General features: G+C 58.5%; 16 protein-coding genes and 1 tRNA gene. 5 read left to right on the top strand and 12 right to left on the bottom strand.

The genetic code is table 11. The features are described from left to right. Window positions 1–3: 3 nt before the first annotated feature. Window positions 4–3,327 (top strand): carbamoyl-phosphate synthase large subunit, encoded by a 3,324-nt coding sequence (gene carB, locus Q0837_RS05685; RefSeq protein ID WP_298466306.1) that lies wholly within the window; start codon window positions 4–6, stop codon window positions 3,325–3,327. A gap of 110 nt (window positions 3,328–3,437) precedes the next feature. After that, complete coding sequence (gene greA / locus Q0837_RS05690) at window positions 3,438–3,914, top strand: transcription elongation factor GreA (RefSeq protein ID WP_298466308.1); 477 nt, start codon at window positions 3,438–3,440, stop codon at window positions 3,912–3,914. A gap of 19 nt (window positions 3,915–3,933) precedes the next feature. Here greA and Q0837_RS05695 read toward each other — a convergent pair whose 3' ends face one another. From Q0837_RS05695 to Q0837_RS05720, 6 genes are all read right to left on the bottom strand, one after another. Further along, window positions 3,934–4,410, bottom strand: coding sequence for a GNAT family N-acetyltransferase (locus Q0837_RS05695; protein WP_298466310.1), 477 nt, complete (start codon window positions 4,408–4,410; stop codon window positions 3,934–3,936). Between the two features lie 8 nt (window positions 4,411–4,418). Next, entirely contained in the window at window positions 4,419–4,649 is a 231-nt protein-coding gene (locus Q0837_RS05700) for a DUF4170 domain-containing protein (RefSeq protein WP_298466312.1), read from the bottom strand. A gap of 82 nt (window positions 4,650–4,731) precedes the next feature. Beyond that, window positions 4,732–5,298, bottom strand: a complete 567-nt coding sequence (locus Q0837_RS05705; RefSeq protein ID WP_298466314.1) for a hypothetical protein — start codon at window positions 5,296–5,298, stop codon at window positions 4,732–4,734. Next, window positions 5,288–5,692: a hypothetical protein gene (locus Q0837_RS05710; protein WP_298466316.1), complete on the bottom strand. Its 405-nt coding sequence runs from the start codon at window positions 5,690–5,692 to the stop codon at window positions 5,288–5,290. Before Q0837_RS05710 ends, Q0837_RS05705 begins: the two co-directional genes overlap by 11 nt. Beyond that, window positions 5,689–6,141 (bottom strand): phage holin family protein, encoded by a 453-nt coding sequence (locus Q0837_RS05715; protein ID WP_298466318.1) that lies wholly within the window; start codon window positions 6,139–6,141, stop codon window positions 5,689–5,691. The genes Q0837_RS05710 and Q0837_RS05715 overlap by 4 nt, the downstream gene beginning before the upstream one ends. A 31-nt stretch (window positions 6,142–6,172) precedes the next feature. After that, the gene (locus tag Q0837_RS05720; RefSeq protein WP_298466320.1) at window positions 6,173–6,763 is read right to left on the bottom strand and encodes a hypothetical protein; all 591 of its coding nucleotides are present in this window, start codon (window positions 6,761–6,763) and stop codon (window positions 6,173–6,175) included. Window positions 6,764–6,946: 183 nt separating this feature from the next. On the opposite strand from Q0837_RS05720, the gene eno reads away from it, so the two are divergent. Beyond that, window positions 6,947–8,242, top strand: coding sequence for a phosphopyruvate hydratase (gene eno, locus Q0837_RS05725; RefSeq protein ID WP_298466322.1), 1,296 nt, complete (start codon window positions 6,947–6,949; stop codon window positions 8,240–8,242). Between the two features lie 70 nt (window positions 8,243–8,312). Here eno and Q0837_RS05730 read toward each other — a convergent pair whose 3' ends face one another. The 4 genes from Q0837_RS05730 to ribB all read right to left on the bottom strand — a co-directional run bounded on the left by Q0837_RS05730 (window position 8,313) and on the right by ribB (window position 11,202). Next, window positions 8,313–8,939: a winged helix DNA-binding protein gene (locus Q0837_RS05730; RefSeq protein ID WP_298466324.1), complete on the bottom strand. Its 627-nt coding sequence runs from the start codon at window positions 8,937–8,939 to the stop codon at window positions 8,313–8,315. A 236-nt stretch (window positions 8,940–9,175) separates the two neighbouring features. Further along, the gene (locus tag Q0837_RS05735) at window positions 9,176–9,355 is read right to left on the bottom strand and encodes a hypothetical protein (protein ID WP_298466326.1); all 180 of its coding nucleotides are present in this window, start codon (window positions 9,353–9,355) and stop codon (window positions 9,176–9,178) included. Window positions 9,356–9,521: 166 nt separating this feature from the next. Further along, on the bottom strand, window positions 9,522–9,944 hold the full coding sequence (gene ribH / locus Q0837_RS05740) for a 6,7-dimethyl-8-ribityllumazine synthase (RefSeq protein ID WP_298466328.1): 423 nt from the start codon (window positions 9,942–9,944) through the stop codon (window positions 9,522–9,524). Between the two features lie 7 nt (window positions 9,945–9,951). Further along, window positions 9,952–11,202, bottom strand: a complete 1,251-nt coding sequence (ribB, locus tag Q0837_RS05745; RefSeq protein ID WP_298466330.1) for a 3,4-dihydroxy-2-butanone-4-phosphate synthase — start codon at window positions 11,200–11,202, stop codon at window positions 9,952–9,954. A 123-nt stretch (window positions 11,203–11,325) separates the two neighbouring features. Between ribB and Q0837_RS05750 the strand changes: the two genes are divergently transcribed. After that, on the top strand, window positions 11,326–12,168 hold the full coding sequence (locus Q0837_RS05750; protein ID WP_298466332.1) for a hypothetical protein: 843 nt from the start codon (window positions 11,326–11,328) through the stop codon (window positions 12,166–12,168). 20 nt (window positions 12,169–12,188) lie between these two features. Here Q0837_RS05750 and Q0837_RS05755 read toward each other — a convergent pair. After that, a tRNA-Lys gene (locus Q0837_RS05755) sits at window positions 12,189–12,264 on the bottom strand. Between the two features lie 103 nt (window positions 12,265–12,367). Further along, entirely contained in the window at window positions 12,368–12,706 is a 339-nt protein-coding gene (locus Q0837_RS05760) for a hypothetical protein (RefSeq protein ID WP_298466334.1), read from the bottom strand. A 216-nt stretch (window positions 12,707–12,922) separates the two neighbouring features. Between Q0837_RS05760 and Q0837_RS05765 the strand changes: the two genes are divergently transcribed. Beyond that, window positions 12,923–13,633 carry a LuxR family transcriptional regulator gene (locus tag Q0837_RS05765; RefSeq protein WP_298466336.1) on the top strand — a complete coding sequence of 237 codons (711 nt, stop codon included), beginning with the start codon at window positions 12,923–12,925 and terminating at the stop codon, window positions 13,631–13,633. Window positions 13,634–13,638: the final 5 nt, after the last annotated feature.

Below are 13,638 nucleotides of genomic sequence, written 5' to 3' on the forward strand. Positions count from 1 at the left end.
CCGATGCCCAAACGCACCGACATTTCTTCCATCCTCGTCATCGGCGCAGGCCCGATCATCATCGGTCAGGCGTGCGAGTTCGACTATTCGGGCACGCAGGCGATCAAGGCGCTGAAGGAAGAGGGCTACCGCGTCATTCTGGTCAACAGCAACCCAGCGACGATCATGACCGATCCGGAGTTTGCCGACGCGACCTATATCGAGCCGATCACACCGGAGATCGTTGCCAAGATCATCGCCAAGGAAAAGCCCGACGCGCTGCTGCCGACGATGGGCGGGCAGACGGCGCTGAACTGCGCGCTGAAGCTCGATGAGATGGGCGTGCTGGCAGAGCACGGGGTCGAGATGATCGGCGCCAAGGCCGATGCGATCGACAAGGCAGAGAACCGTCAGCGCTTCCGTGAGGCGATGGACTCGATTGGCCTGGAAAGCGCGCGTAGCGGGGTGGCGAACACCCTCGAAGAAGCGCGCGCACTTATCGACCGCACGGGACTGCCCGCGATTATCCGTCCGAGTTTCACGCTTGGCGGGACAGGCGGCGGAATCGCTTACAACAAGGCGGAATTCGACAAGATCGTCGCAGAGGGCCTCGACGCCTCGCCTACGACCGAAGTTTTGATCGAGGAATCGCTTCTCGGTTGGAAGGAATACGAGATGGAGGTCGTCCGCGACAAAGCGGACAATTGCATCATCATCTGCTCGATCGAAAACGTTGATCCGATGGGCGTGCATACCGGAGACTCGATCACGGTCGCCCCGGCGCTGACGCTGACCGATAAAGAATACCAGATCATGCGGACCGCCAGCCTGAATGTGCTGCGCGAGATTGGTGTCGAGACTGGCGGCTCGAACGTGCAATTTGCGGTCAATCCGAAAGACGGCCGTCTGATCGTGATCGAGATGAACCCGCGGGTGTCGCGCTCTTCAGCTCTGGCTTCGAAGGCTACGGGCTTCCCAATCGCGCGCGTCGCTGCAAAGCTGGCGGTTGGGTACACACTCGACGAGATCACGAACGAGATTACCGGTGCGACCCCGGCAAGTTTCGAGCCGACGATCGACTATGTCGTCACCAAGATCCCGCGCTTCGCGTTCGAGAAGTTCAAGGGTGCTGAGGCCACTTTGTCGACGGCGATGAAGTCGGTGGGTGAAGTCATGGCGATTGGCCGGAACTTTCAGGAATCGATGCAGAAGGCACTGCGCGGGCTGGAAACCGGCCTCGACGGGTTCAACCGCGTGACCGAACTTGAAGGTGTCTCGCGCGAGGTAATCACCGCCGCCATTTCCCGCCGCACGCCGGACCGGCTTTTGAAGGTCGCGCAGGCCTTCCGCGAGGGCTTCAGCGTCGAGGATATCCAGAACGTTACGGGTTATGACCCGTGGTTCCTGCGTCAGATTGAGGCGATTATAGCCGCGGAGGCCGAGATTGCATCAGAGGGTCTACCCAACGATGCCGCAGGATTGCGCCGACTTAAGGCTATGGGCTTTTCGGACAAGCGGTTGGCGACGCTCGCCGTGCGTTCTGTCGGTGTTGCGGGAGGAATGGCGGAAACGCAGGCCAAGCGCTCGGGTCTGCTGCATGATGCGCTGCAAGCGATGGCCGGGGCGACCAGCGAAGAGGAAGTGCGCGCATTGCGCCGCAAGCTTGGCGTGTTGCCGGTGTTCAAGCGGATCGATAGCTGCGCCGCCGAATTCGAAGCAATCACGCCATACATGTATTCGACTTACGAAGCCCCGAGCTTTGGCGAGCCCGAATGCGAGGCTGACCCGAGCGACCGCAAGAAAGTCGTCATCCTAGGCGGCGGGCCCAACCGGATCGGTCAGGGTATCGAGTTCGACTATTGCTGCGTCCACGCCTGTTTCGCGCTTGCCGAGCAGGGCTTTGAAACGATTATGGTCAACTGTAACCCCGAAACCGTTTCGACCGACTACGACACATCCGACCGGCTCTATTTCGAGCCGCTTACCGGGGAAGATGTGCTCGAAATCCTGCGTGTGGAGATGTCTCGAGGCACCTTGGCGGGTGTGATCGTGCAGTTTGGCGGGCAAACGCCGCTGAAGCTCGCACAGGCCCTGGAAGATGAAGGCATTCCAATCCTTGGAACCTCGCCAGATGCAATCGACCTCGCTGAAGACCGCGAGCGGTTTGCCAAGCTGGTCGACAAGCTAAAGCTGAAGCAGCCGGACAATGGCATCGCCTATAGCCGCGACGAAGCCGCTGCCGTCGCCGCGCGGATCGGTTATCCCGTTCTGCTGCGTCCATCCTACGTGCTTGGGGGGAGGGCGATGGAAATCGTCGATTCCGAAGCGCAGCTGGATGACTACATCAAGACCGCCGTGAATGTCTCTGGTGACAGCCCTGTGCTGGTCGATCAGTACCTGCGTGACGCAATCGAGTGTGATGTCGATGCGCTATGCGACGGCGATGAAGTGCGGATCGCGGGCGTCATGCAGCATATCGAGGAGGCCGGCGTGCATTCCGGCGATAGTGCCTGCACCTTGCCGCCCTATTCCCTGCCGGCTGAAATTGTTCAAGAAATGGAGCGTCAGGCAGATGCGCTGGCCACGGCGCTGGGTGTGCGCGGTCTTATGAATGTTCAATTCGCGGTCAAAAATGGCGAAGTCTATCTGATCGAAGTCAATCCGCGGGCAAGCCGTACCGTCCCGTTTGTCGCGAAGGCCATTGGCCAACCGGTCGCCAAAATCGCCTCACGCGTAATGGCGGGTGAAAAGCTCGCCGACTTTGAGCCGTTCAAGCGAGATCTGCCTTACATCGCGATCAAGGAAGCGGTCTTCCCGTTCAGCCGTTTCCCTGGCGCTGATCCGATCCTTACCCCCGAGATGAAATCGACCGGCGAAGTGATGGGCATCGATATGACGTTCGATGCGGCCTTCCTGAAATCTCAGTTAGGTGCAGGGATGACGCCGCCCGAAGGTGGCACGGTGTTCGTTTCGGTCAAGAACACCGACAAGCCGGTGATCGTTCCTGCTGTTAAGAGCCTGATCGAGCAAGGTTTTCAGGTGATCGCGACGGGCGGCACACAAAGCTATCTCGCCGAGCAGGGCCTCGCGGTGGAACACATCAACAAAGTGGCCGAGGGGCAGCCGCACATCGTCGACAAGATCATCGACGGTGAGGTGGCGTTGATCTTCAACACGACCGAGGGTTGGCAGTCGCTTCTCGACAGCAAATCGATCCGCGCGACCGCGCTTGAGAAGAAGGTTCCGTACTACACTACGGCTACGGCTTCTAATGCGGTGGCGGCCGCAATTGCGGCGATAAAACCGGATCAGCTTGAAGTCCGGTCATTGCAAGACTATTATAGCTGAGCAAACACGCCGTCCTTCCCGACATTTTGGTGCATTCGGGCCGCCTCTCACGGAGCGGTCGCACTCTAAATGTCGCATGATTTGGGTGGGGCGCAGAAGGAAAGAAACGGATGGCGACGATGGAAAAAGTTCCGATGCTGGCCGAGGGGTACGAGCGTTTGACGACCGACCTCAAAGCGCTGCGCGAGGAACGCCCGAAGATTGTCGATGCAATCGAGGAAGCTCGTGCGCATGGCGATTTGTCTGAGAACGCTGAGTATCACGCGGCCAAGGAACGTCAGGGCCAGGTTGAAGCGATGATCGGCGATATCGAAGGCAAGATCAGCCGCGCTCAGATCATCGACCCGACGACCCTGTCCGGTGACAAGATCGTGTTTGGCTCTACCGTTACGCTGCTCGATGACGATGATAAGCCGATCAAATATCAAATCGTCGGTGAAACCGAAGCGGACGCCGCTGCGGGCCGCATCTCATTCAGCTCGCCACTGGCGCGCGCTTTGATAGGTAAGCAGGTCGATGATGAGATCGAAGTGACGGTCCCATCGGGCGACAAGTTCTATCTCGTCAGCAAGATCGAATTCATCTGAGAATGATTTGGGGAGCGCTTCAGGTGAGGCGCTTTTCCATCGCATAGTTGTGGATCGCCACACCTTCGATTTCGAAATCGCGGCGTTGCGTTACCTCATACCCTGCTCGTTCAAATGCGGGTCGGGCCAGTTCGCTCGCCTCGGTGTAAAGGCTTTCCGTTTTCAAAGTGATCGCAGTCTGTTCGGCCACGGCCAGCAGCTGGTCTGCCAAACCGCGCCTTGTATGCTTGGGGTGGCAATACAGCATGTCTAAGTGGCCGTCGGGTTCGAGCAGCGAATAGGCTACCGGAATGTCGCTGTCGTCCGCCGCTACGAAGATGTGCGAGCCACCCCCGGCGCGTTCGATGAAGCGCTCTGGACCGGGATGCCGCGCTGCCCAGGCATCCACCTGTTCACTCGAATAGGATTGCGACCCAACAGTCCGAATTGCGGCCAGGGTAAGGTCCGCCAAAGAGGCGGCGTCTTCCGTACGAAATGGGCGGATGGCGTAAGCCACCTTTGAGGCTACTCTTCAGGCGTCAGCAGGCGGTGGATATGGACCACCACATACTTCATCTCGGCATCATCGACCGTACGCTGCGCCTGAGCGCGCCATGCATCGACTGCCGCGTCGTAGCTGCTGAACACGCCAACCACGTGAAGGCTTTCCGGGTCTTGAAATTCCAGTCCGCGCGGATCGGTAACGCGGCCGCCCATCACAAGATGGAGCCGCTGTTCGGTAGTTGTTTCTTCCATTGCCATTACCCCTGGGGAGAAAAGATGCCGCGCCTTTAGCGCATCGCGATTTCGGAGCAACCCTGTGGGGAAGCCATACCAATCAGTTTGTCACGCGATCCTTGATATCCCGCACTGCGCGACCGGCTGTCCGGCGTGTGCGGCGGGCTATGGTGCGTGTTTTGTCGGCTGCGGTGCCGGCGACATACTCCGCATCGCGCTTCAGCTCACGGGACTTTGCACTGGCGCTGTCGCCAATGTCTTCGAGAGTATCCTGGCCGGTTCTCGCCGTGTCGAGAACGTCGTCGATCAGCTTGATACCGTAGGCGACCAATGCATCGGCGAGCAATGTACCAAATGCCGATCCGCGCGCCTTCGCCGCATCGCCGACCGTCTTCGCCGCGCCGGAAGCTGCACCGCTGACGGCACCTGCCGCTCCGCTAGCCGCGCTTCCCACTGCTCGGCGACCGGGCTTAGTTAGCACGCCAACGACGAGCCCCAGCGCAATCGCTCCGCCCAGAACCTTGAACGGGTTCTCCTTTACATAAGTGGTAGCTGCCCCAGCAGCGTCCTTCGCCTGATCGGCGACGGTGCGGTCGGCAATTCGACGTTCGCTCGCTTCGATCTTGGCGCGCAGTTCGTCGCGCTTGTCGGTTGGATTATTGCTCATCGTCATCTCCGGATGCCGGGACTGGCTCGCCAGCATCGCTTTCAGGTTCCGGCAAATCTTCGGCTTCGTCTTGGACGGTTTCGTCCTCGATATCCAGCGCATCTTCGTCGCTGTCGGTCGGTGTGATCCCAAACACTTCGAGGATTGGTTCGCGCGCGAAGAACAGCAATATCGCCCCGATCAAAGCGGCCAGCACGCCGCGATTGTCATCGGCATGGACCCTGGCGACCTCGAACACGTCCTTGGCGCCGTCGCCGACACGGCTGCCCACGCGCTTTGCGATGCCTTTGCCGGAAATGCTGGTACGAGCATGCTCTACATCGGCCATGAACACTTCGCGCGCCGCATCGCGCAAGGCCCGGTCTTCAAGGAACTGTTGCGGAAGCTTGGTCATTTCGCTTTGTCTTCAGAGGGGCTTGAGAACAAAGCGCCGAGCAGCTTCCCCTTCGAATAGGCGCCGAAGCCAAGCAATCCGACAAGCAGCAGTATTCCGCCGACAACGATAGCGATCGCGCCCCAGATCGTGACCAATGGCGCGAGCGCAATCACCAATCCCACTGCGAGCGCCAAGAAGGCGATGTGCAGCAGGATGATCGCGACGATAACAAGCCCGAGTGCAACGCCGATACTTTTGCCGGCGAGGGCGGCGCGGCCTTTCTGGAATGCAAGTTCGGCCTCGGCATAGGTTTTGCCGTCGTCGTAAAGTGCAGCGAGTTCCTCGACGAGGGATTCGTCGAAAGTCGGACTGGTATCGGCGGAATCGTCCTGCTTTTCAGGCGGAATCGGGGCGAGGGGGTCCGCAGTTTCGTCCTGCGACCCTTCCGGCCCTTTTCCCTCAAGCATGCACTAACCCCTTGGAGCGAACGTGGCGCGTTTAGCCGCGCGGGCCGCGGAACATCCGGGCCAGCAGAAAGCCTGCAACCGCAGCGATGCCGACAGCAACGCCGGGGCTTTTACGCACGAATTCGCGTGCATCCTCGCCCAGTTCTTCGACGCTCTTCGATTCGAGCGAGGCGGAAGTTTCGGCCAAGCTGCGCGAAGCCTTGCGGGCGTAATCGCCATATTGCTCGCCAAAGCGATCATCGATCTGCTCAGCTGTGTCACCGACCACCTTGCCGAGCGAAGAGATCGCGTCGCTGGCTGCGGATTTGCCATCGGTTGCTAGCTCACCTGCACGGACTTTGGCCTTCTCGCCATAGACCTTTGCTTCGGAAACCAGATCTTCGCCCCTCGATTTGGCTTGCTCGCGGTAGTCGCCGACCTTGTCGCCCGCGCCAGTGCGCAGAGCGGCCGCGCCAGCTTTTGCCTCTTCAAGCGCCGAGTTGAAGCGGCTCTTCGCCTCAACAACTGGCTCGTCAGCGGCCTTGGCCGTGGCAGCCGTTTTCTTGGGCGCAGCCTTTTTGGCTGTGGTCGATTTGCTCGTGCTGCGTTTCGCAGGGGCTTTGGTGCTTTTGGTCTCTGCCATGATTCTTGCTTTAGTCCTCCGAATGAGTGGTTTTCCAGTCAGAAATCGTATTCACGCTGCGAACTGCCCTTAGGCGTGCTTGCGTGGCAAACTTGCTACGCATAGAGCGCGAAGACCGTTCCCTATCTTATGCGATATGGGGGTGTCTTAGCGATATACAACACATTGCCGACGGAGCCAAATATGACCGCGATCATCGATCTGCACGGACGCGAAATTCTCGATAGCCGGGGTAACCCAACCGTGGAAGTCGATGTGCTTCTGGATGATGGGAGTTTTGGGCGTGCTGCGGTTCCGTCTGGTGCCTCGACCGGAGCGCATGAAGCGGTCGAATTGCGCGATGGCGATGCGGCGCGGTACAAGGGTAAAGGTGTCCTGCAAGCAGTCGAAGCGGTGAATACCGAGATCCGCGATTTCCTGATCGGAGCCTTCGACGCCGAGGATCAGCGCGAAATCGATCTCGGCATGATTGCGCTGGATGACACCCCAAACAAGGGGCGGCTCGGGGCTAACGCGATCCTTGGCACTAGCCTGGCGGTGGCCAAGGCAGCCGCGAATGCGCGCGGTCTGCCGCTCTATTCCTATCTTGGCGGCGTGTCGGCTCACATGCTCCCCGTACCGATGATGAATATCATCAATGGCGGTGAGCATGCCGACAACCCGATCGACATTCAGGAATTCATGATCATGCCGGTCGGCGCTGATACGTTGGCTGAGGCGGTGCGCTGGGGTTCCGAGGTGTTCCACACGCTCAAGAAGGGATTGTCGGACAAGGGATTGGCAACCGCCGTGGGAGACGAAGGCGGCTTTGCGCCCGATCTGGCCAGCACTCGCGCCGCGCTCGATTTCATCATGGCGTCGGTCGAACAGGCTGGATTCAAGCCAGGCGAAGACATCGTGCTCGCGCTCGATTGCGCCGCGACAGAATTCTACCGCGATGGCAAATACGAAATCTCTGGCGAAGGCCTGAGCCTCGATGGGGCAGGCATGGCCGACTATCTCGCCAAACTGTGCGACGATTACCCGATCCGCTCGATTGAAGACGGCATGAGCGAAGATGATTTTGAGGGTTGGAAAGCGGTTACCGACGCGATTGGTGATACAGTCCAACTTGTCGGAGACGATCTGTTTGTGACCAATCCAGAACGTCTGTCCGATGGTATCGATCAAGGCCTCGCCAATTCGCTGTTGGTCAAGGTCAACCAGATCGGCACGCTCACCGAAACTCTCGCCGCCGTCGATATGGCGCACCGCGCGAGCTACACCTCAGTCATGAGCCACCGTTCGGGCGAAACCGAGGATGCGACCATTGCCGACCTCGCTGTCGCAACCAATTGCGGCCAGATCAAAACCGGCTCGCTCGCGCGCTCGGACCGTCTTGCGAAGTACAACCAGCTGATCCGGATTGAAGAAGAGCTCGGCGTCAGCGCTTCCTATGCGGGGCGCAGTTGCTTTGGCGCGCTTGCATCTAGAGGCTGAATAAGTGCGCCTGAGCACGCTCTCCGATCAGGGGGCGAGCGAGAGGGGCTCAGGCGCTGTCAGCGCGCAGTCATTTTGAGCTGCTGACGCTGGCAAAGTATCTGTCCATCGCTTCTATCCCGCGCTCGGTGAGGCGGACCATGACGCGTCGCTGATCGTCGGGGTCGGGTTCGCGGACTACCAGTTCATTTTCTGCAAGTACCCCGAGCCAGCGCAGCCCGGTTGTCGGCGGGGCTGCTGAACCGATGCACGCGCTCGATACGGACACGGATTTTCCGTCGACGAAGGCGATGTAAAGGTCGAGCAGGATGTCCCAGGCTGGCTCGCCAAACAGTTCCGCATTGCCGAATATTGCTCCGCGCTGGCGCCGCGTATTGTAAACGGCTCGGGCGTGCCTGGCGTAGGTTTCGCGCGGGTCTCCTCTGTCGCGAGAATGGCTGTTTTCGGGAGGTGCATCAGTATCGAGCGCTGAAGCAGAATCGGGTGGGGCTGGGACTGTGTGAAATTCCCCTTCGCGCAGCTGCTGTGCGATTGCCATCAACTGATCGGCAAAGGGTTTGAGGTCCTGCATTGCACCCAAATCGGTATCTGGCCGAGCTTCTGCGGCTCCATCAGCGCCACGTTGTGGAATGCCGGGCCGGCCGGTCTCGTCCATATTCATGATCGGAGACCTGCTAGGAGCGTTGGGCTCGCGCATAAGGCACGATTCCTTGCTTTGTCCTCGAACGGCAAAATGCGCACCGGTGTCGCGGCCTCCTGTTGCGCGGCCCGAGCTTCTCTGCGCCGGTAGCGCAGTGCCCTTTGCTCGACCCGCAACTGAGTATTAGCGCTAAGGGTTCAGTTTGGCTTTACGTGGAAATACGGATGACAGAATTTTGATCGGTGTAGAGCTTAGGTGGCGAGTAGAAAAAATACCTATCAAACAATATGTTGCTACTTCAGATCCTTGAAATCTTGCGCTTGGTCCAACCGAAGTTGCTGGATGGCTGCGTCGAGATGCGCGGCGGCTATTCCAGCCCCCAAGCGATCGAGTTCACCCAGTTGCTCTTCGAGTATAGCCAGAATGGGCGCAATCTCAGTCGCGCCGAACCTGCGAGCGTTTCCCTCGTCCAAAATGTATTCCCCAACTCATCTTGCGGGCGCACGCTATTCTTGACGAGCGTTTCTCGCGACCGCTGATTGTCCGTGCATATCACCCTAACACCTTATGCAAATCTACAGAGGGAAACTACGTAGTTCAGGGCGTGAATCCGGGCGACTTTGTCTCGTTTTGAGAATATCAGCTATTGAAACGATTGGAGAGGTCGAACAGCACGAGCGCGGCCTTCGCAGCTTCCCCGCCCTTGTCCTTCTGACCAGGGTCCGCACGAACAAGTGCTTGCTCTTCGTTTTCGGTAGTCAGAATGCCGTTACCGATCGGGATCCCGTCCATGGTCAGCGCCATCATTGCGCGCGCACTTTCCCCGGCGACGATTTCGAAATGATAAGTCTCGCCGCGAATAACCACGCCGATGCCGACGAAGCCATTATACTCGCCGCTTTCGGCCGCCATCGCGATGGCACCAGGCACTTCGAGCGCGCCGGGCACCGTTAACACTTCGGCTTCATGCCCGGCGGCTTCGATTGCTGCCTTTGCGCCTGCGACGAGCATGTCGTTGAGGTGCGCGTAGAACCGCGCTTCGACAATCAGAAAACGGGCCATGTTTGGGTTACTCCGGGATAGGTTGGTGATCGGTGATGGTCAGGCCAAAGCCTTCGATGGCGACCAAGTCGGGACGAGAATTGGATAACAGGATCATATCGTGGACGCCCAGGTCGGCTAGGATTTGCGATCCGATGCCGATGTTGCGGATTTCCTCGTCCTGGGTCCACCCGCCGCTTGATCCAACACGACCGGTGAGAATTACGATCACGCCGGAGCCATGTTCGCCGATAGCGCTCATCGCACGTTGAAGAGTGCGCTTGCGCGGGCCTGGCTGGCCCAGCACATCGTCGAAGACCGAGATGGGATGGACGCGGGCGAGGGTGGGCTCACCGGGGGTGACGTGTCCCTTTTGCAGGACGTAAGCCTCGTTGTCGGAGATCTTGTTTTTGTAGGTGATCATCCGCCATTGGCCGCCATAATCGCTTTCGAAGGCGCGCTCATCAATGCGTTCGACCAGATGATCGTTGCGCATGCGGTAGGCGATGAGGTCGCGGATCGTGCCGATCTTGAGGTCGTGCTTGCGGGCGAAGGCAACCAGATCATCGAGCCGCGCCATAGAGCCGTCTTCGTTCATGATCTCGCAGATCACGCCGCTAGGGTTGAGACCGGCGAGCCGCGAGATATCGACCGCCGCTTCGGTATGGCCAGCGCGGACGAGTGTTCCACCACTTCGCGCTGTGAGTGGGAAGACATGGCCGGGTGTGACGATATCATCCGCACCCTTGGTGCTGTCGATCGCAACCGAGACGGTGCGGGCACGGTCAGCAGCCGAGATGCCGGTCGTTACGCCTTCTTTCGCCTCAATCGAGATCGTGAAAGCGGTTTGCATGCTTTCTTTGTTATTGCGGCTCATCGGTTCAAGCCCGAGTTGGTCGACGCGCTCTTTGTCGAGCGCGAGGCAGATCAGCCCGCGACCATGCGTCGCCATGAAGTTGATCGCCGCCGGCGTCGCCATCTGTGCCGGAATGATGAGATCGCCTTCATTCTCGCGGTCCTCGTCATCGACAAGAATGTACATCCGGCCGTTGCGCGCTTCGTCGATGATCTCTTCCGCGCCAACGAGGACCGGGCGATCATCATTGGCATCAAGGAAGGCTTCAAGCTTGGCGAGTGTTTCGGAGGTGGGGTTCCAGTCGTCCTCGGCGGCATCGCGCAGAGTGTTGGCATGGAGGCCGGCAGCGCGGGCGAGGCCCGCCTTGGTCATTTCACCCGATGTGACGAGATTGCGAACGCGTGTGATTATCGATGTGCTCATTTGAGATTTGTATCACATCATAATGTGATTGCAAGTGAGTGGTGGGTCTGGCTGTCCAAATTCATAGGCCAACTACGTACGTCCCAATGAAGATCGTGACATCACTTCAATTGCTTGGCACACATGAATTTCAAACCGGGGGGTGAGATGGATCCAAGACTGATTAAGCAGGCAGGCACGCAAACCTGCAGCGCCGACAACATAACAATCATGCGCGGTCAGATGATACGTTTGAACGGTCTGCGCGCGATGATCACCGCCAACATCAGGCAGGCCGAGCGCGAAAAGACCAAGGCCAGCCTTCTGAACAATCTCGTTTTTGGCTTGCAAGTGGTGAAAGCCAGTTGCGACGTCATTATCGGGGTAGCCGGTGAACTCGTCCCGGGCGCTTCCAAAGTGAGCAACGTCTATTTTGGCATCCAACCGTCGGCAGAACTGCTCGGGACTGCCATAGCTGGTCAGCCGGTTACATTTCAGGATGGCGCCAAGGCCTTAACAGCCGGCGGAGCGGCGGTCGCCGAGCGGCGCTTTGGCACAAACACGCATTACAGTCACTTCATCGATCACACGAAAGTGCATGCCGACATAATGATCGATGCTGCTGCTTTGGACGTCGATGAGGTGTTCGCTGATGTGCGCGACTACGGCGTTGTGATGTCGTCCTGGATTGCCCACGCGACGCGCAATCCTGCTGTCGGGAGGTTGATCAAATCGGGCGACGCCATGATCAAGGCGGGCTCGGCTTACCACGAAGCGTACGATCAATGGCAAAAACACGATCTGGACGCGACTTTCGATAGCGGAATTGCCGTGTCGAGGCGGCAACTGACAACCATTTCGGCGCAAGTGTCGGAGCTGGAGCGGACCTTGATTGGATGCGGCGCTGAGATGCCAACATACCTTTCCCCGAGCACTCGGTTGCTGACCGGAAATTATAGCGGCGCGACAATTGGAGCGGCGCGCTAGGTAGGGGCTTTGTGAAGATATGGTGGACGCACTAGGGTTCGAACCTAGGACCCGCTGATTAAGAGTCAGCTGCTCTACCAACTGAGCTATGCGTCCTTACCGATCTTGGCATCGGTTCACTTGGGTCGGTGCGTCTGTGACAGCGTCCCGAATCAAGTGAGGCGCTGCATATAGCGCGCAAATTTTGGATTGAAAGACTTTATGCTGCGTTGCAGCGAATGCCGCGCTCGATATTGCGGCGCATCTTCTCCGTCAGCGTCACCTGAGAATCCAGCGCGTCATAAAGGTTGTGCTCAATCTCGATCATGCCGTGCTTTTCCAGTTCGGTGACAGCTTTGAGTGCCTCGGACTGAGCCAGCGGCGCGATTGTGTGCAATTGACGTAGCGATGTGGTTTGTCCCTGGCTTTCGCGCACAGAAATGGCGTCGGCCAGCATTGCGGCCCGCACGAGCTGCGAGCGGTCGGATTCCGACTGTACGGTCGAACGCGCATTCAGCATTTTGAACAGCCAGTGCCTGATCGCCGAAAAGCGAGCCATAGGGGCCTCCATTGTGAATATCGGTGCCTGACGACAGGCCAGCGTCTTGGTGCCAACTGCCGTCAGGACTTACGCGTTCAACTTATCCTGCGGCTATTGCCTGGTAGGATACGACCCGAACGCGCGCGCTCTTTCGAACGACTGTTATCGTTGTCGCAGAAGCTTACGTTTACGGAAAGTCGCCCACTTGGGTGACGTGTGGTAAACACATGTAAAATGCAGCGCCACTTCGCCCATTTCGAAACGCTTTATGACGTTGGGAAAGTACTCTGGTACAATGTCGGAGTGTGCGAAGAGCAGGGTGTCATCCGCCAAAGCTATCATTTTACTCCCGTATTCGACGCCCCAAATTCAGCACGTACGGTCGTTCAGGCTCGCGGTTTCGACAAAGAGTGGATGGAACTCTACGACAAAGCAGACTTTCGCACCAAGGATCCGGTGCCAGAGCGAACGATGCGTCATGGGCAGTTATTGACATGGCAAGACGCGCGCTGGCTCGAACCGAACACGCCTGAAAACGAGGAATATTTTGCGGCCATGGAGGCGCATGGCTTGATCCATGGGTTTGGTGTGCCGCTTTACGGCCCCAGGGGCAGGAACGCCTATGCGTCGTTCGACTTTGGCTGCCCGTTGGAGGAGATTTCCGATGAACGCCTGGGCGTCATACGCAGCGTATCTCAGGCCGGGCATCAGCGGATTTGCGTTCTTCTCGACAAGGCCCGGACATTGCCCGACTTATCGGAACGCGAGGCTGAAGTTCTGCAGTGGATCGTGCGAGGAAAGTCGCTTTCCGTGATTGCCGACATCCTGGATCTGTCGCCCGATACGGTCAAAACCTACTCGAAGCGCATCTACGCCAAACTTGAAGCAAACGACCGCGTTGGCGCAGTGATCAAGGCTTTGAAACTGGGCGTCGTAACGGCCTGACTTTT

The organism is uncultured Erythrobacter sp., from assembly GCF_947499705.1.
Classification (GTDB): Bacteria; Pseudomonadota; Alphaproteobacteria; order Sphingomonadales; family Sphingomonadaceae; genus Erythrobacter.

Bases quoted from the DNA above. Each gene is read 5' to 3' on its own strand.
- carB (WP_298466306.1), top strand. From the start codon at position 4: ATGCCCAAACGCACCGACATTTCTTCCATCCTCGTCATCGGCGCAGGC.
- greA (WP_298466308.1), top strand. From the start codon at position 3,438: ATGGCGACGATGGAAAAAGTTCCGATGCTGGCCGAGGGGTACGAGCGT.
- Q0837_RS05700 (WP_298466312.1), bottom strand. From the start codon at position 4,649: ATGGAAGAAACAACTACCGAACAGCGGCTCCATCTTGTGATGGGCGGC.
- Q0837_RS05705 (WP_298466314.1), bottom strand. From the start codon at position 5,298: ATGAGCAATAATCCAACCGACAAGCGCGACGAACTGCGCGCCAAGATC.
- Q0837_RS05710 (WP_298466316.1), bottom strand. From the start codon at position 5,692: ATGACCAAGCTTCCGCAACAGTTCCTTGAAGACCGGGCCTTGCGCGAT.
- Q0837_RS05715 (WP_298466318.1), bottom strand. From the start codon at position 6,141: ATGCTTGAGGGAAAAGGGCCGGAAGGGTCGCAGGACGAAACTGCGGAC.
- Q0837_RS05720 (WP_298466320.1), bottom strand. From the start codon at position 6,763: ATGGCAGAGACCAAAAGCACCAAAGCCCCTGCGAAACGCAGCACGAGC.
- eno (WP_298466322.1), top strand. From the start codon at position 6,947: ATGACCGCGATCATCGATCTGCACGGACGCGAAATTCTCGATAGCCGG.
- Q0837_RS05730 (WP_298466324.1), bottom strand. From the start codon at position 8,939: ATGCGCGAGCCCAACGCTCCTAGCAGGTCTCCGATCATGAATATGGAC.
- ribH (WP_298466328.1), bottom strand. From the start codon at position 9,944: ATGGCCCGTTTTCTGATTGTCGAAGCGCGGTTCTACGCGCACCTCAAC.
- ribB (WP_298466330.1), bottom strand. From the start codon at position 11,202: ATGAGCACATCGATAATCACACGCGTTCGCAATCTCGTCACATCGGGT.
- Q0837_RS05750 (WP_298466332.1), top strand. From the start codon at position 11,326: ATGAATTTCAAACCGGGGGGTGAGATGGATCCAAGACTGATTAAGCAG.
- Q0837_RS05760 (WP_298466334.1), bottom strand. From the start codon at position 12,706: ATGGCTCGCTTTTCGGCGATCAGGCACTGGCTGTTCAAAATGCTGAAT.
- Q0837_RS05765 (WP_298466336.1), top strand. From the start codon at position 12,923: ATGCAGCGCCACTTCGCCCATTTCGAAACGCTTTATGACGTTGGGAAA.